The sequence below is a fragment of the Collinsella aerofaciens genome, from assembly GCF_032584215.1.
Lineage (GTDB): Bacteria > Actinomycetota > Coriobacteriia > Coriobacteriales > Coriobacteriaceae > Collinsella.
Genome location: NZ_JAWHPN010000018.1, coordinates 15,423 through 35,581 on the forward strand (window position 1 = coordinate 15,423; position 20,159 = coordinate 35,581).

Sequence of the window (20,159 nt, forward strand, 5' to 3'; positions counted from 1 at the left end):
GGGCTTTGAGGGGCGACCAATCAAGGTCCGTCTTGCTGTTGATAGGAGGCTTTGGGGAAGCATATGGGTCTTGAAGGAATCAAGCTGATTGCATGCGATTTGGACGGCACGTTGCTGCATCCGGGGGAGCGCGAGCCGCGTTCCGAGGCCTTTGAACTCATCGATGAACTGCATCGTCGCGGTATCGTGTTTATGCCGGCGAGCGGCCGTCAATATGCGAGCTTGCGCTACCTGTTTGCCCCGGTGGCCGATGAGCTCGCCTATGTATGCGAAAACGGTGCCCTGGTGATGAGCGGGGGGCGTGCTGTTGTCAAGCGTTCCATGGAGCGTAGCCTTGCTATGGATATCGCGAATGCCGTGGTTGCGTATCCCCATGCCGACGTGACCCTTTCGTGTGAGGGACACCTCTACACCATGAGCGGCAACGATACGTTCGTCGATCATTTGCGCTATGAGGTCCACTGCGATGTGGCGGTGGTCGACCGCCCCGAGGACATCGACGAGGACGTCATTAAGATTGCCTTCCAGACGCCCGAGGTGGATCAGCCGGCGGCCCTGGAGTATTTTGAGCGCCTCTTTAGCGACCGTGTTGACGTGATGACGTCGGGAACCGAATGGACGGACTTTATCGGTTTCGGTTCGGGCAAGGGCTCCGCGCTTGCCGATTACGGTCGTGCCCTGGGTATTTCGCCCGATGAGATGATGGCGTTTGGCGATAACGAAAACGATCGCGACATGCTCAACGTCGTGGGCCATCCCTATCTGATGGAGAGCTGCAACCCCTCTATGCGTGGCATTAACGACCGCGTCCGCTACGTGCGCACGGTCGAAGAAGAGCTGCGTCGTCTACTTGCTGAGTAGACATTTGGGACATGTCTAGGAATCTACTTTTTGCTGCAAAGTGCGGAAAGGTGGATTTTAAGGCATGTTCCAAACATCTACCGGCAGTCGGGGCAGAGACCCTCGAAGATGGTGTAGTGCGACGTGACGTGCCAGCCGATTTGCTCGGACGCTTTGGCGTCGAGCTGGGCATCGAAGGGGAGCGGTACGTCGATGACGCGGCTGCATGAGGTGCAGATGATATGTGCGTGCGGCTCGATCGTGCGATCGAAGCGGCTGCCGCCCGGCGTCTTGATGGAGAGGATCTCGCCGGCGTCGGCCAAGAGATTGAGGTTGCGGTAGACCGTACCGCGGCTGATTTTGTCATCCTGCGCGCGCACGACGTTGTAGATTTCGTCGGCGGTGGGATGGTTATAGCTTTGGCGCACGGCGTCAAGAACCAGCTTTCGCTGCTTGGTATTCCTTCTTTGCACCGCCATGCGCCTCGCCTCTTTTCTATCAACGGTCGTAGGTAAATGATACCGTATTTAGCACACAATACTAATAATGAGGACTGAAACCGTCTTCATTGGCAAGTGGGGCTCGGGCCTGGGCATCTACAAGGCGAAAACGCGTTCCCATGCGCTCGTAGGAGGCATGAAGTGCCTCGAGATGAGATAGGATGTCTGCCGGAGCTCCCTGTATCTCCATCTCGACTGAGCCGTCTTCCATGTTACGCACCCAGCCGGTGAGTGCGCGTGCCTGCGCGAGGTTGGTGTTGGTAAAGCGAAAACCAACGCCTTGGACTTGCCCCGCCCAGCGCAGGAAATAACGCAGGGGAGTGTCTTGAGTGGCCTCGTCGCTTGCAAGCACGGTAAGCCTGCGGCGCAGCTCGAGCTCGACGTTTGACGGTTTTTGAGGCTCTCGACTGCCGCCGGCGACGCTGGAGAAGAACGTATCGAAGAGGCCCATCGCTATGCCTGCTTGCCTGCGTCGGCCGGGAAGGTTATGCCGGCCTGCTGACGCACGGCATCCATGATGCGTAGTGAGACGAGCGTGACATCGCGGTAGTGGCCAAGCTCGTGGCGTCCTGCCGGGGTCTCCCAAATCTCTTCCTTGACGTTATCGATGCCGCCGATGGCGGTGATAAAGTCTGTGAGTTCGTATTCCATGGTGTTGCTCGATTTGGGCAGGTCGAGCACGCGGCCGTTGTCGCCCTGTTCGCGCGGCGCCTCGGTCGCCGAGCCGCGTACGACGTCGCCGCGATAGTCGATGCGGACGTTGCGGGGCGTTGACAGATGGTCAATCTGGATAGTGCCACGCTCGCCTTCGATCTGCGAGGGCAGTAGGTCATTCGTAATTTTGGAGTGCGCGAGCTCGACGGAGATGCGGCCTCCGCCATAGCTGGCGAGGATGGAACCGCAGCCGTCGATGGGGCCGTGCGTGAGCTGTCGCGTGGTGGGGTCGAGCAGAGTAGTCATGCTCGTAAGGCCGGAGGGCATGCCGAAAATCTCGACCATGGGCTCGACGGCGTAGACGCCAATGTCCATGAGGGAACCCGATGCCATATTGCAGTCGAAGATATTGGTGGCGCGTCCCGCGAGAATCTCGTTGTAGCGCGAGGAATACTTGCCAAAGCGCAATGAGGCGCGGCGGATGGGGGCGATCTCGCCCAGGGCGTCCTCGATGACGTGGAAGGCGGGATCGTGGAGGGGACGCATGGCCTCGAGGGCCACGACACCTGCTGCCTCGGCAGCGCGGAAGACTTCCAGCGCCTGCGCTTCGGTGGCGCAGAAGGGTTTCTCGACGATGACGTGCTTGCCACCGGCGATGCAGGCAAGGGCCTGCTCGTAGTGAAGTGCGTTAGGGCTGCCGATATAGACGGCGTCGACGTCGACGGCGGACGCAAGCTCGTCAAGTGCGGTGAAGTTACGCTCGCCGCCGTGTTCGGCGGTAAAGGCAGTACCGCGATTGGCGTCGCGCGAAAGCGTGCCCACAAACGCGGCTTGGTCGTTGGCGTTGACGACTTGGATAAAGTCGTCGGTGATCATGGATGTGCCGATGGTCGCGATGCGCAGCATACGTCCCCCTTGCGTTGTTTGGTCTACAGGATGAGTGTAGCGCGTGGGGATATAAAGCTGCGCGAAAACGCTATTACAGGTCGCTCTCGTTAAAGCCGGTGTCGATATCGAGGTTGCTGCCGTCGGCCGCCGTGGTGGCGAGCTCATCGCAGCGCTCGTTGAGCTCGTGGCCGGCGTGACCCTTAACCCAGATGAACTCAACCTTGTGCTTGCTTTTGGCGGTGAGTAGGCGCTCCCACAGGTCGCGGTTCTTGACGGGCTGCTTGTTGGCGGTTTTCCATCCGCGCTTTTTCCAGCCGTCGATCCAGTGCTTGTTAAAGGCGTTGACGACGTACTGCGAATCGGAATGGACCTCGACCTCGCAGGGGCGGTTAAGTGCCTCGAGCGCCACGATGACCGCCATGAGCTCCATGCGGTTGTTGGTGGTCTTGGCGTAGCCGCGCGAAAGCTCGGAGGTGAAGGTCTTGCCGGCGGGGTTGGTGTATTTGAGCACGGCGCCGTAGCCGCCGCGTCCCGGATTTGATCGGGCCGAGCCGTCGGTATAGATGATGACCTTCACGGGCTTCCTTTCGTTGGGTACGTTTCGTGTGAGTGACCATTGTAGCGCCATGCCCGCCGGGGGCTAGCAATCTACGATTTCTACCCCGTCTTCCGACAGTTAGTTGGCATGGATGATGCGGTTGAGCTCGTCGAGGTATTGCTGCAAGAGGGGAGAGGGCTTGCGCTCGTCGTGCATGATATAGCCTACGTGCATCGTTGGGGCGTCTGCTAACGGGATCGATGCCATACCCCATTGCATTTCATTGGAGAGGACACCGGTCGACAGGGTGTAGCCGTTCGACGTGATAAGTAAGTTAGTAAGTGTTCCGCGGTCCGAGATTCGTATGTTGCGGTCGCAAGGGATATAGCTAAAAGGTTCCTCGGCGTAATAGAAGGAGTTCGAGGTGCCTTGCTCAAAGCTGTAGCGCGTATAGGGTGTAAGGTCGGCAAGGGACAGCTGCGGGCGGCGGGCAAGCGGGTGGCGCTCGCTAACGAAGACGTGGACCGTCGCGTCGAAGAGGGGATGGAAGCTTGCGCGGGCATCGGCGAAGGCCCTCTGCAGAACGCGGGCGTTAAAGTCGTCCAGATAGAGGATGCCGATATCGCTGCGAAATGCGCGGACGTCATCGATGATCTGCGATGTGGTGGTCTCGCGCATGATGAACTCGAACTTGCTGTCGCGGCAGCGCTCGACCACGTTGACAAAGGCCTCGACCGAAAAGGCGTAGTGCTGGGCGGAAATGGCGAGGCGGGCTTGCGGGGTGCCGCCGTCCTCGTAGCGCGCCTCGAGCATGTCGGCCTGCTCTACGACCTGGCGCGCATAGCCCAAAAGCTCGGTGCCGTCGTTGGTGAGCGTGACGCCGCGGCTGGAGCGCGTAAAGATCTCCAGGTGGAGCTCCTGTTCCAGGCTTTTGACGGCGTTTGAGATGTTGGACTGAGCGGTATAGAGGCGCTGAGCTGCGGCGTTGATTGAGCCGGACTCTGCCACGGCAATCAGAAAACGAAGCTGCTGAAGGGTCATCGACGCCATCCTTTCGATTGCTATCTATAAAACCGATAACAGGTTAGCGCTTTTAAGTGATTGACCGAGCGAAACAATGCTCGTACTATTCAAAACACACAAAGGCGGTAGGTAATTAAACCAACCACAGAACCGGGATGCGAAAGGAGGCCCGCATATGAATTGCTTACCAAGACGAATGCCGGGCTCCTGTTTGCGCCCGTCGGCGTGATCAGGAGACAGCGACTTACTTCTCTCTAATTTATTTACTTTTGTTCGATCAAGGAGATCATCATGAGCCAGTTCATCAACAACCCCGAGCACACCTTTGGTTTCGATACCCTGCAGCTTCACGTTGGCCAGGAGAGCGCCGATCCTGCATCCGACTCCCGCGCCGTGCCTATCTACCAGACCACGAGCTATGTGTTCCGCAACTCCCAGCACGCCGCCGACCGCTTTGGTCTTGCCGATGCTGGTAACATCTACGGCCGTCTGACCAACTCCACCCAGGGCGTCTTCGAGGACCGTATCGCCGCACTCGAGGGTGGTGTGGCAGGTCTTGCCGTTGCCTCCGGTGCTGCTGCCATCACCTATACCCTGCAGGCTCTTGCCCAGGCCGGTGACCACGTGGTGGCTCAGAAGACCATCTACGGCGGTTCCTACAACCTGCTGGAGCACACGCTCTCCCAGTTTGGCGTCGAGACCACCTTCGTCGATGCCCACAACCTGGACGAGGTCGAGGGCGCCATCAAGGACAACACCACGGTCATCTACCTCGAGACGCTCGGCAACCCCAATTCTGACATCCCCAATATCGACGCCATCTCCGAGATCGCCAAGAAGCACGGTCTGCCGGTTGTCGTCGACAACACCTTCGGCACCCCGTATCTGTTCCGTCCGCTGGAGCATGGTGCCAACATCGTCGTCCACTCCGCAACCAAGTTCATCGGCGGCCACGGCACCTCGCTGGGCGGTGTGATCGTCGACGGCGGTAACTTCGATTGGAAGGCGAGCGGCAAGTATGCGCAGATCGCCGAGCCCAACCCCTCCTACCATGGCGTCTCGTTTGCCGAGGCTGCCGGTCCCGCCGCCTTCGCAACCTATGTCCGCGCCATCCTGCTGCGTGACGAGGGCGCCTGCATCAGCCCGTTCAACGCTTGGATCCTGCTCCAGGGCACCGAGACTCTGTCGCTGCGCGTTGACCGTCATGTCGAGAACACCAAGAAGGTCGTTGAGTTCCTGGCTGGTGATTGCCATGTCGCCAAGGTGAACCACCCGAGCCTGTCTGAGCACCCCGATCACGAGCTCTATCAGAAGTACTTCCCCAACGGCGGTGCCTCGATCTTTACCTTTGAGATTAAGGGTGGCCAGGAGGCAGCTTGGAAGTTCATCGATCATCTGCAGGTCTTCTCGCTGCTCGCCAACGTGGCCGACGTCAAGTCGCTCGTCGTGCACCCGGCTACCACCACGCACTCCCAGCTCTCTGCCGAGGAGCTCGCCGAGCAGAGCATCACGCCCTCCACGATCCGTCTTTCCATCGGTACCGAGAACGCCGAGGATATCATTTGGGATCTGAAGCAGGCCTTCGCCGCGCTGGACGAGTAAGGCGACTTGTGCAAGGACCCCTTGCGACTCGATAGGTATAACTGCATAAAATGCCTGCTCAAGGCGCCTGTGCGAACAATGGTTGCACAGGCGCCTTTTTTGCATAGAGCGGGTGCAAAAACAGGGTTTTTGACACGCTTTATGCATTCGAGTTGTGGAAAACTCCTGTTGAGAGGATGTGAGTTTTACGCAATTGACGTGCGCCTTTTAAGTAAAACCGCAGGTCGCGATTTGCTCGGGGTACTATGCAGCGCGATCGAATCACACGCAGCTCAAACGCAGCAAAAACGCACTACGGAGGTTTCCAGCTACATGAGGATTGATTCACGAAAACCGAAAACCGCCGCCCTTTCCGCCGCTCTGACCGTGGCACTTTTGGCGGGCGCCGGTGCAACTGATGCCCACGCCGCAACACTGTCCGATACGGTTGGATCTACTCCGTCCGAGACGACGCTGGTGCAGCCCGTTGACTATCGTGGCGATGGTTATGGTTCCATGCAGGAGTGGAACGCCTCGATGGAGGCCAAGCGCGATTCCCTGGAGATGCGCGCTCAGATCATCATGAATATGTATGGCGACTATGCCACCGATGACGAGCGCGCTGTGCTGCAGGGTTGCATCGACGGTGCGGGTAGCCTGTTGACGATGGGGGAGGTCGACGCCAAGTCGACCGAGCTCGATGAGCTGCGCGCTGCGCTTGAGGATGCCAAGTGCGAAGCGCTCGAGGCTGCCGCCGAGGCGGAGGCTGCCGAGGCCGCCCAGGCTTCGTACTACAACGCCGGTTACACTCCGCCTTACGCGTCTGCCGCGTCCTACGTGAACGGATCGGGCCTGACGCGCTCTGCGGGTGTCAATAACTACAACGGGCGCCGCGAGACCTATTACAGCAGCAATGTGCTTTATCACTATCGCACGGGCGAATGGACTCAGGATTCTGAGGGCTTCTGGCGCGATTCCGACGGCTATTACGTTGTTGCCGCGGGCGATATGGCCCAGGGCTCGACCTTTACGGGCTCCAAGGGTGATTGCAAGGTCTATGACTCCGGCTGCGCTGCCGGAACCACCGACTACTACACCGGTTGGTAATCTGCCATAAGCAAAATAGGCACATGATGGGCGGACGTCTTTACTGAGCTTTTAGGCAACGTAAAGCCGCCCGTTCTTTATGCGCGTTTGAGTTAACAGAGCCCTTACCGTGGCGGTACGCTGGGCGTATGGATGCGGGGCACACTAGTTCATGAGAAATAAGGTCTTTCTCTTGGAAGAAGTGGTCTTGTGAATGCTCGAGATATTGCCGTTGCCGCCGTCGCGTTGATGCTCGGCTGCCTTGGTCCCACGGTCGTGCTCGTCGCGGGCATGCAGGGGACATGCGGGACTGCTCCTATCGTGGTCGGCGCGCTGATCGCGGCCGCACTGCTGGGAAGCGCGGGCGTGGTTCTTTGCCGCGACGATGAGGACGAGGTGTCGGGGTCGCAACGCTAACTGTTGTGAGATCGGCCGCCGGTCATAGACGAAGATGAAGGCCGCCGCAGGGGGGAGGTTCCCTTGCGGCGGTTTTGCTGTTAAGGCTGTTGAATGCGGCGCGTCGGCGCTACCAGCTTTTCTCGATATCGCGAATGCGTCGATAGAGCCATTCGTTTTGCGGTGCCTGGATATCGTGTTTGGCTGCGAGGCGGCAGATGGTGCCCGCGAACTCATCAACCTCGGTTTTGCGCCTTGCGATGCGGTCTTGAGCCATCGAGGGCATACCGGCGGGGTCGATTCCCTCGATGAGGTGCACCATTTGCGTCAGGTCTGCCTCGGTCAGCTCAACGCCCTCGGCGTTGGCGACCGCAAGCGTTTCGCGCATGGCGGAAACAAAGCAGCGACGCTGCTCGGAGCCCGGCTCCGTGGCGCTTCCGTAGGTCCCGCCGTAGGCCATGCAGGTTTGGTTGATGCCGTCGTTGAGCATGAGTTTGGCCCACATGCGGTGCGCAATGTCGCGCTCGACGGTATGGGCGATGCCGCAGCGCGTGTAGAGCCCGTCGATAGCGGCGACGGTCGCGGGGTCCGTGCCGGCCGCCGCGCCAAAGCGGATCTCGCCCGCATTGGTAAAGGTGAGCGCGCCGTTGAGGAACACGGCGTCCATGCCCTGGCAGATACCAAGAACGGTATGCTCCCAGCCAAAGCGTTCGGCAATCTTTTGCTCGCTCGTAATGCCGTTGCATAGCGAGGCGATGAGCGTGTTGGGTCCCACGACGCGCTCCATAGTCTTGAGTGCTTGGTCGAGACCGGTGGTCTTGACTGTCAGGATGACCAGATCGGCGGGCGTCGCCTCGCTGGCGCGGACGGACGTGAGATCGCAGGGCTTGCCGTTGACAGTGAGCGCATCGCCCGCGTGACGCTCAAAACGGGTGTCATCCATAACGTATTCGACGGCGTCATTGCCGAGGGCCTTGGCAATCATGCTGCCGTAGAGCAGGCCGACGCCGCCCTTGCCGATAAAAGCGACCTTGTTGATCTGCATGTGAATCATCTCCCCATGTAAAAGGCGCCCGCGTAAGGGGCGCCTGATGGATTGTATGCTGCCAGGGTGATTGGTGGATGCGCGGGGCGGCTGTTATAAAAAAGAAACGTTTGCCTGGACGCTACGCTGCAGGGCAGACCGCAAAGACATGCGCGTGGTCATGCCCGGCTCCTTTCATCGGGCTTTTTGCTGATGTTAAAGCGGTGCCGTGACGGCTCGATTTCTGCTGCGTTACGATACGTTCTCGATTGCGATTCCACGATGTTTCGGCTGCGTGACCATTGTGTTTCGCCTTGCCGGGGCGCTGATGGCGAAGGGAGGGGCCGTGCAATACCGTGTTGACCCCAAAAGTGGTAACCGAATATCCGCTCTGGGTCTGGGCTGCATGAGGTTTCCCGGTGCGCCGGGACACCCCGATGCGAAGACGGCCGATGCCATCATCTCCCGCGCGGTGGAGCAGGGGATTAACTACCTGGACACGGCCTATCTCTATCCCGGCAACGAGGCGTGCGTGGGTGCGTCGCTTGAGCGCCTGGGCTTGCGCGACCAGGTTTTGCTCGCAACCAAGCTGCCGCATGCTTCGTGCAAATGCGCGGAGGATTTCGACCGGTTCTTCGACGAGCAACTGCGCCGCCTGCGGACCGACCATATCGACTATTACCTCATGCATAACATTACCTCGCCCGCCCAGTGGGAACGTGTGGTGGCGTTGGGCATTGAGGACTGGATCGCGTGTCAAAAGGCGGCGGGGCGCATTCGCCAGATTGGTTTTTCGTACCACGGCAGCGCGGTGGATTTCCTGACGATGCTTGACGCATATGACTGGGATTTTTGCCAGATCCAGTACAATTACGCTGGAGAGCGATATCAGGCGGGAACAGCGGGGCTCATGGCCGCCGCCGAGCGAGGCCTCGCGGTGTTTGTGATGGAGCCGCTGCTGGGCGGGCGTTTAGCGGGCAAGCTGCCGCCACGGGCCCGCGCTGTGCTCGATAGTGCCCGTGACCCGCATTTGCTCACTCCTGCCGCCTGGGGTCTTTCGTGGGTGTGGAATCATCCTCAGGTGACGATGCTGCTTTCGGGTATGACCGATACCGCGCAGGTGGATGAGAATTCGTCACTGGCAGACCTCGCGTTGCCGAATTCGATGACTGCCAACCAGCTCGACACGATCGCGCACGTGCTGGATGAGTTTGAAAAATCGAATCGCGTGCCCTGCACGGGATGCGGCTATTGCATGCCGTGCCCTAAAGGCATCAATATCCCTGGATGTTTTGCCGCCTACAACGCAAGCTATGCGCACAGCTGGTTTACGGGGCTGTCTCAATACTTTACGGCGAGCGCGGTGCGCACAAGCGAGCCCAAGTTGGTGAGCAATTGCGTCAAATGCGGCAAATGCGCGCGGCACTGCCCACAGCACATCGATATTCCCGAGTGTCTCGACGATGTGCGCCGACGTTTCCAGCCTGGTCCCGTGACGGCGGTGCTTAAGGCCTTCGGCAAAACACGCTCCTCATGACCCTTTTATATCTTGTGATGGAATAGTTCCTGTTTGCGGCAGAATAGGGCGATAGCAGGAACTATTTCGCCGCAACTGATGGGAGGCTATCGTGGGTGACCGAGGTTTACGTAATGATTCGCGTGAGGTTCGTTGGGGCATTTTGGGCGCTGGGCACATTTCTCATCGATTTGCATCGTCGCTCAAGAAGGTCGACGGGGCACGGCTGGTGGCTGCGGCCGGCCGCACTCCTGCGCATGTCGAGGAATTTTCCCGAGCGTTTTCGATCGATGCTGCGCATAGCCATGCCTCGGCCGATGATAACGGCGATGCGGCTTATGACGCGCTGATTGCCGACCCCGATGTCGACGCAATCTACTTGGCTCTTCCGCATGGCATGCATACGCGTTGGGCCTGTCGCGCGCTGCGCGCCGGAAAGGCCGTGCTGTGCGAAAAGCCGGCCGTTTTGAGTGAGGAAGAGGCTCTCTCGATTGCTTCCACCTCTCGCGAGCGCGGCGTGCTGTTTATGGAGGCGATGAAGAATCGGTTTTGCCCGATGCGCACTCGCGTGAAGGACTTGCTTGCGTCGGGTGAGCTTGGCCGTATTGTCTCGATTGAAAGCGTGCAAAAGCTCGATTACGGCGAGCCTCCTTCGGGCTATCTGCTTGATCCGTTGCAGGGCGGCTGTCTATATGATATGGGCTGCTATGCAGTCGGTTGGTTTGAGGATTTGCTCGCGGGCGCGTGCGAGGTTTCTTCCCGTGAAGTTCGCTGGCGTGACGTATCGGGCGGCCGCGTCGATTGGGCCGACGAGATCCATATGAGCGTCGGCGGTATACCCATTCATATGGTGTGCGACGGCAAAGCAACATATGAAAGCCGCTTAACGATTGCCTGTGAGCGGGGCTCGTTGGAAATCGAGCGGCTCCATCGCCCCGAGCTCGCTCATGTGAAGTATTCCGACGGTCGAACGCTAGAAATAAATGCCCCGTTTGAGATCGATGATTTCTACGGCGAAATCCAGCATGCGACGCAGCTTATTCAGGCGGGGAAACTCGAGAGTCCCGTCATGCCCCTTGCCGCCACGCAGCGCTGTGCACACATCATCGATGCGATTCGCTTGAAACTTTAGGGCGTGGGGGCATGGCGCCAGCGCCTGGAATGCCTTGGAGGCCTTCGCCCCTGATGCCCCTTTTATAACTTGCGGTGGAATACGGTCTGTTTGCGCCAAAATAGGGCACCAATAGACCGTATTTCACCGCAACTGATGAGGGGGAGTTGGAGATGCTGACGATCGGGTGTCATCTTTCGACGACGAAGGGCTATCGGGCGATGGGGGAGACGGCGCTGTCCATTGGCGCCAATACCTTTGCGTTCTTTACGCGCAACCCGCGCGGCGGCAAGGCGAAAGACCTTGACATGGATGATGTGGCGGCCCTGCGCGAGCTTATGGAGCAAAACGACTTTGGCCCGCTCGTGGCTCATGCCCCGTATACCTATAACCCCTGCTCCGCTAAGGAGCGAGCGCGCGAGTTTGCCCTGGAGGCCATGGCCGAGGATCTGCAGCGCATGGAAGCACTGCCCGGCAACTACTACAATTTTCATCCCGGTGCGCATGTAGGACAGGGGGCAGACGTCGGCATTCAGATGATTGTTGATACGCTGTGCCAGGTGATGTTCGAGGGACAGCAGACGACGGTATTGCTCGAGACCATGGCCGGCAAGGGCACCGAGGTGGGCCGTAGCTTTGAAGAACTGGCGTGCATTATCGAGGGCGTTGCCGCCAAGTGCCCAGAGCTGTCCGATAAGCTGGGCGTTTGTTTGGACACCTGCCATGTGAGCGATGCCGGCTACGACATCATCCATGATCTGGACGGCGTGCTCGACGAGTTCGACCGCGTGGTGGGTATCGATCGCTTGCATGCCGTACACATCAACGATTCGAAGAACCCCTGCGGCGCCCATAAAGATCGTCACGAGTGCATCGGCAAGGGATACCTTGGCAGCGAGGAATTTGGTGGCGGTATGCAGGTTATGCAGAATATTGTATCGAATGGCCGTTTGTGTTCGCTGCCGTTTATTTTGGAGACTCCGAACGAACTTGCAGGTTATGCAGCTGAAATTAGATTATTAGGGTCATTGCAGCAGTAATGACTGTCACAAAGTAGAGTATTCCATTCACGTTATGGGTTTGTTTCAATCAGTTTTCTCATTGCAGATTCGTAATTCCAGGTGCATAATAGCCAACAGTTTTTGCAGGCCTCTGAATCAAACGAGGTCACCGGAAGGAGACTGATTATGAAGCTCAAGAAGCTTGGCGCATTTGCCGCCACGGGTGCCATGGCGCTCGCCCTCGCACTGACGGGCTGCGGCTCGTCCAACGCCACCTCTGGTTCTGATGCCGGTTCCAGCAGCTCTGACGACGCTAAGGTCGAGAAGGTCGACGGCTCCAAGGAGTACGCGCTCGTCAAGGACGGTACGCTGACCGTCGGCACCTCTGCCGAGTACGCTCCGTTTGAGTATAAGGATGACAACGGCGATTATCAGGGCTTTGACCTTGAGCTCATCAAGGCCATCGGCGACAAGCTGGGCCTGGATGTCGAGTATGTCAACAATGACTTTGACACGCTGGTTCCGGGTGTCGCTTCGGGCGCCAAGTATGACGTTTCCATTGCGGCTATCACCGACACGCCCGAGCGTGAGAAGGAAGTCACTTTCTCTGATTCCTACTACATGGACGATCAGGCTATTGTGACCAAGGTCGATAACACCGACATCACGGCCGACAACTACAGCGAGAAGCTCAACAACGCTGACACTACCATCATCGTCCAGTCTGGCTCGACCGCCGAGGCCTTTGCCCAGGAGAACTTCCCCAAGGCCAAGATTGTCCCCTACAAGGACGCTACCGAGTGCTTCAGCGCCCTGCAGTCCGATAAGGGCGACGCTGTAGTCACCAACCGCTCCGTTGCCAGCCAGCTGACCGCCGAGCAGTTCAACACCTGCCAGACCATCAAGCAGATTAGCACCGGCGAGGAGTACGCCATTGCCATCAACCAGGGCAACACCAAGCTCAAGGATGACATCAACCAGGCCATCAAGGACCTGACCGACGACGGTACCGTCGACGCCCTCATGGCTAAGTACAACATCAAGTAAAATAACTACTTGATTGCGCGCGGGCCCTTTCCGTTTTGCGGAGAGGGCCTTTGCGCTTCTCTTGACGGAGAGCGTTTCCGTCTCGTTTTGTCGGCAACTTCTACGATAGGAGCCACCTTGTCTCGACTGAACAAAGGGGCCGCGGAGCAGCGTTTTCCACTGCCCGCCTTGCTCCAAAAGCTAGTCTGCGTCATGGCCGTGGCGCTCGCGCTGGTGTGCGCGGGGGCATATGCGCCCACGACCGCCCAGGCGCTTGAGACCGCAAAGATTACCGCCCGACCCAACACCGGTTCGGGCAGCGATGTGGTCGGCGGCACCGAGACGCGCATTACCTGGGAAGTTCAGGCCGATGCCGACGAGGAGCTGAGCGGTCTTTCTTTGACGTTTGTCGACGGCACGACGTTTGGTACCGATGACACGCGATTGACGATGCTCTCGGGCGAGGACCTCATGGATCGTACGCCCATGAAACCCACGTGCACGGCTGATGGTCAGACGCTCAAGATCGACTTTGGCGAGACGGCGCCTGCCGGCGGCTTTTTCCGTGTCGAGGTTTACGGCGTGACGTTTCCCGTTGAGGGCGGCGATGAGGCCTTTAGCGGCACCTATACGCTCGCCGACGGTTCGACCAAGAAGATCTCCAAGATTCCTTCCGTCGAGATTAAGGGCGTGACGGCATTCGATAACTTCCTGGCCGATCTTAAGGAGCAGCCGTGGGTCGAGGCCTGGAACTCCAATATGTTCCTGCGCCTGTTCTTGAACCCGGTCATTTTGGTCCAAAGCCTGCCGATCGTCTTTAAGGGCTTCCTTATGTCGCTTTCGATCGTGCTTGTGGCGTTTCCGCTGGCAATTCCCTTCGGTTTTGCCCTGTCGCTCATGCGCATCTCCAAGTCGCGCATCCTGCGTTGCCTCGCCGGCATCTACGTGAATATCATTCGCGGTACGCCGGCGTTCCTGCAGATCTATATCGCGTTCTTCGGTCTGCCGTTGGCCGGCGTCAAAGTGGACGACTATGTCTTGGGCGTTATCGTCATGGCCATGAACTCGTCTGCGTACCTGTGCGAGATCTTCCGTGCCGGTATTCAATCGATCCCCAAGGGCCAAAACGAGGCTGCTCGCTCTCTGGGCATGAATGCCTTCCAGACGCTGCTCTACGTTATGATTCCGCAGACATTCCGCAATGTTTTGCCTACGCTGACCAGCGAGTTTATCTTGCTTTACAAGGATACGTCGCTGCTTGCCGCCGTGGGTGTGGTCGAGATCGTCATGAACGCCCGTACCATCGTGGCCACGACGGGCTCCATCACGCCGTATGTGGTTGCCGCCCTGTTCTATCTGGTCATCACCCTGCCGCTCGCTCGCTTGGTGAGCGGTCTTGAGGCGAGGCTTTTGGGCACGGCCGAGACCAAGAAGAAGCGTCCCGCCAAGAGCGCCGGACAGGTTGTCGCGACGCCTGCCGATCACATCGCCGGTCTGTAAGGAGGTCCTATCATGAGCGAAACCAATAACTCGAACGAGGTCGTCGTCAGTATCAAGAACCTCCAGAAGGCCTTTGGCGACAACGTGGTCCTGCGCGATATCGATCTGGATGTGCACAAGGGTGAGGTCGTTGTGGTCTTGGGCCCCTCGGGCTCGGGCAAGTCGACGATGCTTCGCTGCATCAATCGTCTGGAGCATCCCACGAGTGGCTCGATTATCGTTGAGGGCGTGGATGTGTGCGCCAAGGGTGTCGACCTCAACAAAGTGCGTACGCATCTGGGTATGGTGTTCCAGCAGTTCAATTTGTTCCCGCACCTGTCGGTCAAAAAGAACGTCATGCTTGCGCAACAAAAGGTGCTCAAGCGCAGCAAGGAAGAGGCCGAGAAGATCGCCGTCGAGGAGCTGACCAAGGTCGGTCTTGCTGAGCGCATCGATTTTATGCCGAGTCAGCTTTCGGGCGGCCAGCAGCAGCGCGTTGCCATCGCCCGCGCCCTGTCGATGAACCCGCACGTCATGCTCTTTGACGAGGCCACCTCGGCGCTCGACCCTGAGCTCGTGCGCGACGTCCTGGGCGTCATGCGCGACCTGGCGCACGACGGTATGACCATGATCGTCGTGACGCACGAGATGGGCTTTGCCCGCGATGTCGCCGACCGCGTCGTCTTTATGGACGGTGGCGTCATTGTGGAAGAGGGTACGCCGAGCGAGGTCTTCGACCATCCTAAGAGCGAGCGCACCAAGGCGTTCTTGGGCAATATCTCGTAGCCGGTTGATGTAACTGCCGTTACAAAAGAGCGGGGGCTGGACTTGAATCCAGCCCCCGCTCTTTTGTAGGGATGGGGATGTGCTTTGATGCAGGCTCTTTTGGAAGCCCTAGGTTCGTTACGCGAGCTCGGCTCCGAGGGCCTTGCAAGCGGTCTCGCCCTCGTCGTCGGGCGCGTCGTAGCAGATGGTGGAGTCCACGACGTTGACGCCGGCATCGTCGGCGTCGGCCTTCCAGTTGTCCATCCACTCGCCCTCGGCCCATGAATAGGAGCCAAAGAGGACGACCTTCTTGTCGCCGAGAGTCTCCTTGACCTCGTCCCACATCGGCTGGAACTCATCGTACTCGAGTTCCTCGGAGCCCATGGCGGGGCAGCCGAAGGCGATGGCGTCATAGCCTTCGGCCTTGTCTGCGGAGAAGTCGGCGCAGGAGATGACCTCTGCCTCGGCACCCACGGACGTGGCGCCTTCGGCGACGAGGTTTGCCATGGCCTCGGTGTTGCCCGTGCCGCTCCAGTAGACGACGGCGATCTTGCTCATGTTGAGTCCTTTCAGTTGTGCGGCAGCTTGCCGCGGCTTCTATGTTCTATCGGGTTGCCTGGGCAAGTTGCGCCAAGCTGCAGCCCTGCTGATAGATGTAGGTAAGGTATTGCGTGCATGCACGATAGGAATCGAAGGTCGTGAGCGCCTGTTCGACGTTTGTGTATACCTTCCAGGCGCCAAAGACCTTATAGTTTTCGCCGTGCTGGACGATAAACTGATGGACATCTTCGTAGGGATAGCCCAAAAAATAGCCAATTTCGTGGGGGAACTCGCACATGCACCCCGTATCGCAGTGCCTATTTCGCGCGAGTGCGCAGACACTGCCGTCATAGGCGCTTTCTGCGGCATTGCTGCTTGCCAGCGTGATGCGCGCGGCGAGATGCACCAGGGATGCGGGCAGGTTGTGGACATCGTAACCTTCGGCGACAAGCGCCGTCGTGGCGCGGGGGTCGGAGAGGTATCGCATGAGGTCCGCAGGGCGGTACACATAGATGAGCGCTCCGCAGGGGCGCCAGACCAAAACGCTCATATGGATCCCGAGCGGCTGGAGCTCGCGGTTGCATTGGGCTATGACGGCGAGCAGGCGAGAGCGTCGCTCTTCGATTTGAGCGACGCCGAGTTTTCCGTTTTGGTTGGCGTAAACGCCGGGATAGGTAAAGAGCGAAGCCGGCTTGATACCTGCGAGCGTAGGGGAGCAGTTGCGCACGACAGCCGTTTGGTATGTTGGGATGTCAATGGTTCGAGTCACGTTGCCCCTTTCGAGCCCTCACTTGTTAGCCTAGGAAAACTTATACACGAAAGTAAGCCATGGTCAACAAAAAAGTTTGAAGCGGGAAACTAATTGACCGAACGGACATGATTTTGGGTTAAGATGGGGACACCCCATGGGGGTATCTAGATAGGGCTACTTGAAAGGGGAACGCATGAGTGACTTGCTCAACCCTGCGAATCTCATCGTGCTGGCCGTCATTGCCGTCGGCATGTTTTTTGGACTGCGTCGTATTGCCGCTTCGACACACGGGAAGAGTTGCTGCAGCGATGGCGCGAGCGGTAAGAAGGCCAAAAAGGTTGTTGTGGTGGATACCGATGCGTCACACTACCCCTATAGCGATGAGCTGCTCATCGGCGGCATGAGCTGTGACGGCTGCGCTCAGAACGTAGCCAATGCTCTCAATGCACTGGATGGCGTGTGGGCAACGGTGACGTATGCGGACCACACGGCACACGTGCGCTCTAAGCAGCCGGTTGATCGCGGTGTCCTCGAGACGGCCGTGAAAGACGCAGGCTACTACGTCATGACGCTGTAAGCGCCGTCTTGGATGCATTTCCTTGTCTAGGCTCGTCCGCGCAGCTCGATGTCTTGGATATCGTCGAAGTCGATGGCGATATCTTTGAGCTTGAGGAGCCTGAAGGCAGGGAGTACCTCGTCAAGGATGCCGGTGCGGGAGCGATAGCCGTACGTATCGTAATAGGTGACGCGGACCAGGTCGCCACGTTTGAGACCCTCGAGCTTTTTAGAAAGCACGAGGGCTTTTTCTTCCGTGAGTTCACGTTTTGGCTCGACGGTGATTTCCTGCTTGCGCACGAGTTCGTAGTATCCCGTGAGGGCGGCAAAGGGCATAAACTGTGCGGCGCGGTTGGCGCGCACGGCACCGTTGGCTGTGAGGTTGGGGTCGGCGGCGCGGCGTCTGCCCTCGGGGTCCGCCAGGCGCTCGAAGGCGGTCGGCGGGCGCACGGGCTGTTGTTTGGGTTTAGGCACGGTGTCCTCCAACTTGGTCGTTGCGTTCGCGCGCGGTGGCGCCGGCGGTAAAGCTTAATCCCTTGACGAGCGCGTTCTTGCCGTACTTGCCTTTCACAGCCAGGACGGCGCGCGCCAGGTCGCGCTCGCGCTCATCGGCCTCGACATCGCTAAACAGATCGATAGTGGCAAATTCCTCGGGCATGAGGTTGCCAAAGCCCAGGTTGATTCGCTTGACCGGTCGTTTAGGGTCGACCGTTTGCGCCCAAAGGTCATCGAAATAGCCCATGATCTTCTTAAACGAATTGGTGCGCTCGGGCAGCTTGCGCGAGGCGTTGGAGTGCGCAAAGAGCGCGGCATAGCCACCACGCGGTTTGCCGCCATGCTCTCCCGCAAAGATGCCATCGATTGCCTGCGCTTCGCGCACCAGGCGACGCCTTTCGTCATCGCACTGGACGGGCTTGGGCGCACGGGGTGCGAGCTCGGGGCCGGCGGTTGCGGTGGGTTCGATGCTCGACGTACTCGAGCGCAGGTGTCCGCATCCGTCCACATATTGTGCAGTACCGCTGGCATCAAGCCTGCGGATGTCGGCGCGCTCGCTCGCGTAGCCCACAAAGAGCGAGATGCTGTCGCAGACCACGTGCTTATCGACCAAGTCCAGCACGGCACTGTCGACCATCTCGCGCAAGACGGTGTAGGCCTGCTCGTAGGCATAGCCCTTCGAGAGCACCTGTCCTGTAGTGGTCGAAGTTGCTTGTGGGCGATAGGCTTGGATATCGGCGATGGTTGTCGGCTCGCGCCCAAAGGCGTGGTCGATGAGATATTCGGCATTGACGCCGAGCTCGTCGTAGAGCAGGTTCTCGTCGAGTGCGGCGACACCCATCAGGTCGTAGACGCCATACTTTTCGAGTCGTGCTGCCACGCCGGGGCCGATGCCCCAGATATCGGTGATGGGACGATGGGGCCAGATCTCTTTGCGAAAGGTCTCGTCGTCGAGTATGCCGATGCGGCTGGGTACGTGCTTGGCGGTGATATCGAGCGCTACCTTGGCCTGGAATAGGTTGGGGCCGATGCCGACCGTCGCCGTGATGCCGGTGCGCGCGAGGACCTCATCGCGCAACATGCAGGCAAAGCCTTTGGCATTGGTATGGTAGAGGTCTAGATAGGGCGTCACGTCGATAAAGCATTCGTCGATTGAATAGACGTGAATGTCTTGCGGGCTCACGTATTCCAGATAGATGCCGTAGATTTGCGCCGACACCTCCATGTAATGCTGCATGCGCGGTACGGCCGTGATGTAGTCGATGCCATCGGGAATCTCAAATAGGCGGCAGCGGTTGTGAATCCCTAAGTCCTTCATAGCCTGTGTGATGGCGAGGCAGATGGTCGTGCGCCCGCGCGATTCGTCGGCAACGACCAGGTTGGTGGTGAGCGGATCGAGCCCACGGTCGACGCACTCGACGCTGGCATAAAACGTCTTGAGGTCGATGCAGATATAGGTGTGCTGCTCGTGCGCCATCCGTGTCCTTTCATCAAACACATGTTCTTATCGAATATCTGTTCGATAATACCCGCTCGTCCGGACATCGTCAAAACCTGTCAAAAAGGGACTGGTTTGTTTTGGTAGGTATGGTCGTGCGGTTGGATCGGGTTTTAACGCAGCTCTAAAGAGCGTGAAACAGCTCGGAAAACCTCGCTTCTTAGCATGAGCCTAACGATTGATACCGCCTATACGCACGGAAGGGTTGTGGGAAAGATGGTCAATTATGGGTTTGGTATGCCGACACGCCTTGTTGCGGATGGGGACGTGGCTCGCTGGTGCGGACGATTGGTCGCTCACTACGGTGGCACCAAGGCGCTGGTCGTGTTGGGCGGTGACAAGCATACGCGTGATGAGCTCGTCTCGGCGGCACTCGGCTCGCTCGATCGCGCCCTGCTCGAACGCGTGCTTTTTCGCTGCGACTCGGTTGAGAGCGACGGGGGAGACGAGCTGATCGACGAAGCCGTGGCCCTGGCGACCGACGAAGGCGTGGACTTTGTCCTGGCGATCGGAGATGCCGATACGGCGGGCTTTGCGCGCGAACTCGCTCGTCGCATGGCCGTGCTCGATGCCGGCGAGGACGGCTTTGTTCCCTACGGGTGCATCGTCTCCGAGGGAAAAGTGCCTGCCGTCGTGGGTGCCGGCGAGGTTCCCGTTTTTGCCATTATCGCTCCCGAACTGCTTGAGGGCATTGGGTCTCCCTTGCGTGAGCTGCTCGGCAGCGTATGCGCCGCGGCCTAGTACCTGCCAGGAAGGGACAGGTTAATTTTGGTAGGTAAAGCGTTTGACCTGCCAAAATAAACCTGTCCCTTTTTGGTCGGTCGCCGTTTGGGGGCGGATTGGCAACGCTCGCTGATTACGGTCTTGACCTGCGCTAGAATAGGGGCATCTG

The 20,159-nt window shown here is 58.8% G+C and carries 22 protein-coding genes; 12 read left to right on the top strand and 10 right to left on the bottom strand.

Annotated elements, in window-relative coordinates:
- Window positions 1–63: 63 nt before the first annotated feature.
- Window positions 64–861, top strand: coding sequence for an HAD family hydrolase (locus RX395_RS06435; RefSeq protein ID WP_316366338.1), 798 nt, complete (start codon window positions 64–66; stop codon window positions 859–861).
- Between the two features lie 77 nt (window positions 862–938).
- Here the strand turns inward: RX395_RS06435 and RX395_RS06440 are convergent, their stop codons facing one another.
- The 5 genes from RX395_RS06440 to RX395_RS06460 form a co-directional block, all read right to left on the bottom strand.
- Entirely contained in the window at window positions 939–1,319 is a 381-nt protein-coding gene (locus tag RX395_RS06440) for a Fur family transcriptional regulator (RefSeq protein ID WP_099431458.1), read from the bottom strand.
- Between the two features lie 61 nt (window positions 1,320–1,380).
- Window positions 1,381–1,791 carry an acylphosphatase gene (locus RX395_RS06445; protein ID WP_316366341.1) on the bottom strand — a complete coding sequence of 137 codons (411 nt, stop codon included), beginning with the start codon at window positions 1,789–1,791 and terminating at the stop codon, window positions 1,381–1,383.
- Between the two features lie 2 nt (window positions 1,792–1,793).
- A complete protein-coding gene (locus RX395_RS06450; protein WP_316366342.1) occupies window positions 1,794–2,900 on the bottom strand; it encodes a Gfo/Idh/MocA family protein in 1,107 nt (368 codons plus the stop codon).
- A 73-nt stretch (window positions 2,901–2,973) separates the two neighbouring features.
- Window positions 2,974–3,510, bottom strand: a complete 537-nt coding sequence (gene rnhA / locus RX395_RS06455) for a ribonuclease HI (RefSeq protein ID WP_117637459.1) — start codon at window positions 3,508–3,510, stop codon at window positions 2,974–2,976.
- 48 nt (window positions 3,511–3,558) lie between these two features.
- A complete protein-coding gene (locus RX395_RS06460) occupies window positions 3,559–4,461 on the bottom strand; it encodes a LysR family transcriptional regulator (protein WP_316366344.1) in 903 nt (300 codons plus the stop codon).
- Between the two features lie 273 nt (window positions 4,462–4,734).
- Between RX395_RS06460 and RX395_RS06465 the strand changes: the two genes are divergently transcribed.
- The 3 genes from RX395_RS06465 to RX395_RS06475 all read left to right on the top strand — a co-directional run bounded on the left by RX395_RS06465 (window position 4,735) and on the right by RX395_RS06475 (window position 7,527).
- On the top strand, window positions 4,735–6,045 hold the full coding sequence (locus RX395_RS06465; RefSeq protein ID WP_316366346.1) for an O-acetylhomoserine aminocarboxypropyltransferase/cysteine synthase family protein: 1,311 nt from the start codon (window positions 4,735–4,737) through the stop codon (window positions 6,043–6,045).
- A gap of 312 nt (window positions 6,046–6,357) precedes the next feature.
- The gene (locus tag RX395_RS06470; RefSeq protein WP_316366348.1) at window positions 6,358–7,131 is read left to right on the top strand and encodes a hypothetical protein; all 774 of its coding nucleotides are present in this window, start codon (window positions 6,358–6,360) and stop codon (window positions 7,129–7,131) included.
- A 189-nt stretch (window positions 7,132–7,320) separates the two neighbouring features.
- Complete coding sequence (locus tag RX395_RS06475; RefSeq protein ID WP_316366350.1) at window positions 7,321–7,527, top strand: hypothetical protein; 207 nt, start codon at window positions 7,321–7,323, stop codon at window positions 7,525–7,527.
- A gap of 109 nt (window positions 7,528–7,636) precedes the next feature.
- On the opposite strand, the gene RX395_RS06480 is transcribed toward RX395_RS06475, so the two are convergent.
- Window positions 7,637–8,551 (bottom strand): ketopantoate reductase family protein, encoded by a 915-nt coding sequence (locus RX395_RS06480; RefSeq protein ID WP_316366352.1) that lies wholly within the window; start codon window positions 8,549–8,551, stop codon window positions 7,637–7,639.
- Window positions 8,552–8,876: 325 nt separating this feature from the next.
- Between RX395_RS06480 and RX395_RS06485 the strand changes: the two genes are divergently transcribed.
- The 6 genes from RX395_RS06485 to RX395_RS06510 all read left to right on the top strand — a co-directional run bounded on the left by RX395_RS06485 (window position 8,877) and on the right by RX395_RS06510 (window position 15,449).
- On the top strand, window positions 8,877–10,067 hold the full coding sequence (locus tag RX395_RS06485; protein ID WP_195503329.1) for an aldo/keto reductase: 1,191 nt from the start codon (window positions 8,877–8,879) through the stop codon (window positions 10,065–10,067).
- Between the two features lie 91 nt (window positions 10,068–10,158).
- Entirely contained in the window at window positions 10,159–11,178 is a 1,020-nt protein-coding gene (locus RX395_RS06490) for a Gfo/Idh/MocA family protein (protein WP_316366354.1), read from the top strand.
- 152 nt (window positions 11,179–11,330) lie between these two features.
- A complete protein-coding gene (locus RX395_RS06495) occupies window positions 11,331–12,197 on the top strand; it encodes a deoxyribonuclease IV (RefSeq protein WP_316366355.1) in 867 nt (288 codons plus the stop codon).
- A 147-nt stretch (window positions 12,198–12,344) separates the two neighbouring features.
- Complete coding sequence (locus tag RX395_RS06500) at window positions 12,345–13,205, top strand: ABC transporter substrate-binding protein (protein ID WP_316366357.1); 861 nt, start codon at window positions 12,345–12,347, stop codon at window positions 13,203–13,205.
- A gap of 117 nt (window positions 13,206–13,322) precedes the next feature.
- Entirely contained in the window at window positions 13,323–14,684 is a 1,362-nt protein-coding gene (locus RX395_RS06505; RefSeq protein WP_316366359.1) for an ABC transporter permease subunit, read from the top strand.
- A 12-nt stretch (window positions 14,685–14,696) separates the two neighbouring features.
- On the top strand, window positions 14,697–15,449 hold the full coding sequence (locus RX395_RS06510; RefSeq protein ID WP_117770154.1) for an amino acid ABC transporter ATP-binding protein: 753 nt from the start codon (window positions 14,697–14,699) through the stop codon (window positions 15,447–15,449).
- Window positions 15,450–15,566: 117 nt separating this feature from the next.
- Here RX395_RS06510 and RX395_RS06515 read toward each other — a convergent pair whose 3' ends face one another.
- Both RX395_RS06515 and RX395_RS06520 read right to left on the bottom strand, forming a co-directional pair.
- Window positions 15,567–15,986: a flavodoxin gene (locus RX395_RS06515; protein ID WP_316366362.1), complete on the bottom strand. Its 420-nt coding sequence runs from the start codon at window positions 15,984–15,986 to the stop codon at window positions 15,567–15,569.
- A gap of 46 nt (window positions 15,987–16,032) precedes the next feature.
- Window positions 16,033–16,737, bottom strand: coding sequence for a DUF3793 family protein (locus RX395_RS06520; RefSeq protein ID WP_316366364.1), 705 nt, complete (start codon window positions 16,735–16,737; stop codon window positions 16,033–16,035).
- 175 nt (window positions 16,738–16,912) lie between these two features.
- On the opposite strand from RX395_RS06520, the gene RX395_RS06525 reads away from it, so the two are divergent.
- Window positions 16,913–17,296, top strand: a complete 384-nt coding sequence (locus tag RX395_RS06525; RefSeq protein WP_316366366.1) for a heavy-metal-associated domain-containing protein — start codon at window positions 16,913–16,915, stop codon at window positions 17,294–17,296.
- Window positions 17,297–17,322: 26 nt separating this feature from the next.
- Here the strand turns inward: RX395_RS06525 and RX395_RS06530 are convergent, their stop codons facing one another.
- Window positions 17,323–17,748, bottom strand: a complete 426-nt coding sequence (locus RX395_RS06530) for a hypothetical protein (RefSeq protein ID WP_316366367.1) — start codon at window positions 17,746–17,748, stop codon at window positions 17,323–17,325.
- Window positions 17,741–19,246 (bottom strand): Y-family DNA polymerase, encoded by a 1,506-nt coding sequence (locus RX395_RS06535; RefSeq protein ID WP_316366368.1) that lies wholly within the window; start codon window positions 19,244–19,246, stop codon window positions 17,741–17,743. The genes RX395_RS06530 and RX395_RS06535 overlap by 8 nt, the downstream gene beginning before the upstream one ends.
- A gap of 258 nt (window positions 19,247–19,504) precedes the next feature.
- Between RX395_RS06535 and RX395_RS06540 the strand changes: the two genes are divergently transcribed.
- On the top strand, window positions 19,505–20,008 hold the full coding sequence (locus RX395_RS06540) for an iron-containing alcohol dehydrogenase (RefSeq protein ID WP_316366369.1): 504 nt from the start codon (window positions 19,505–19,507) through the stop codon (window positions 20,006–20,008).
- Window positions 20,009–20,159 lie beyond the last annotated feature (151 nt).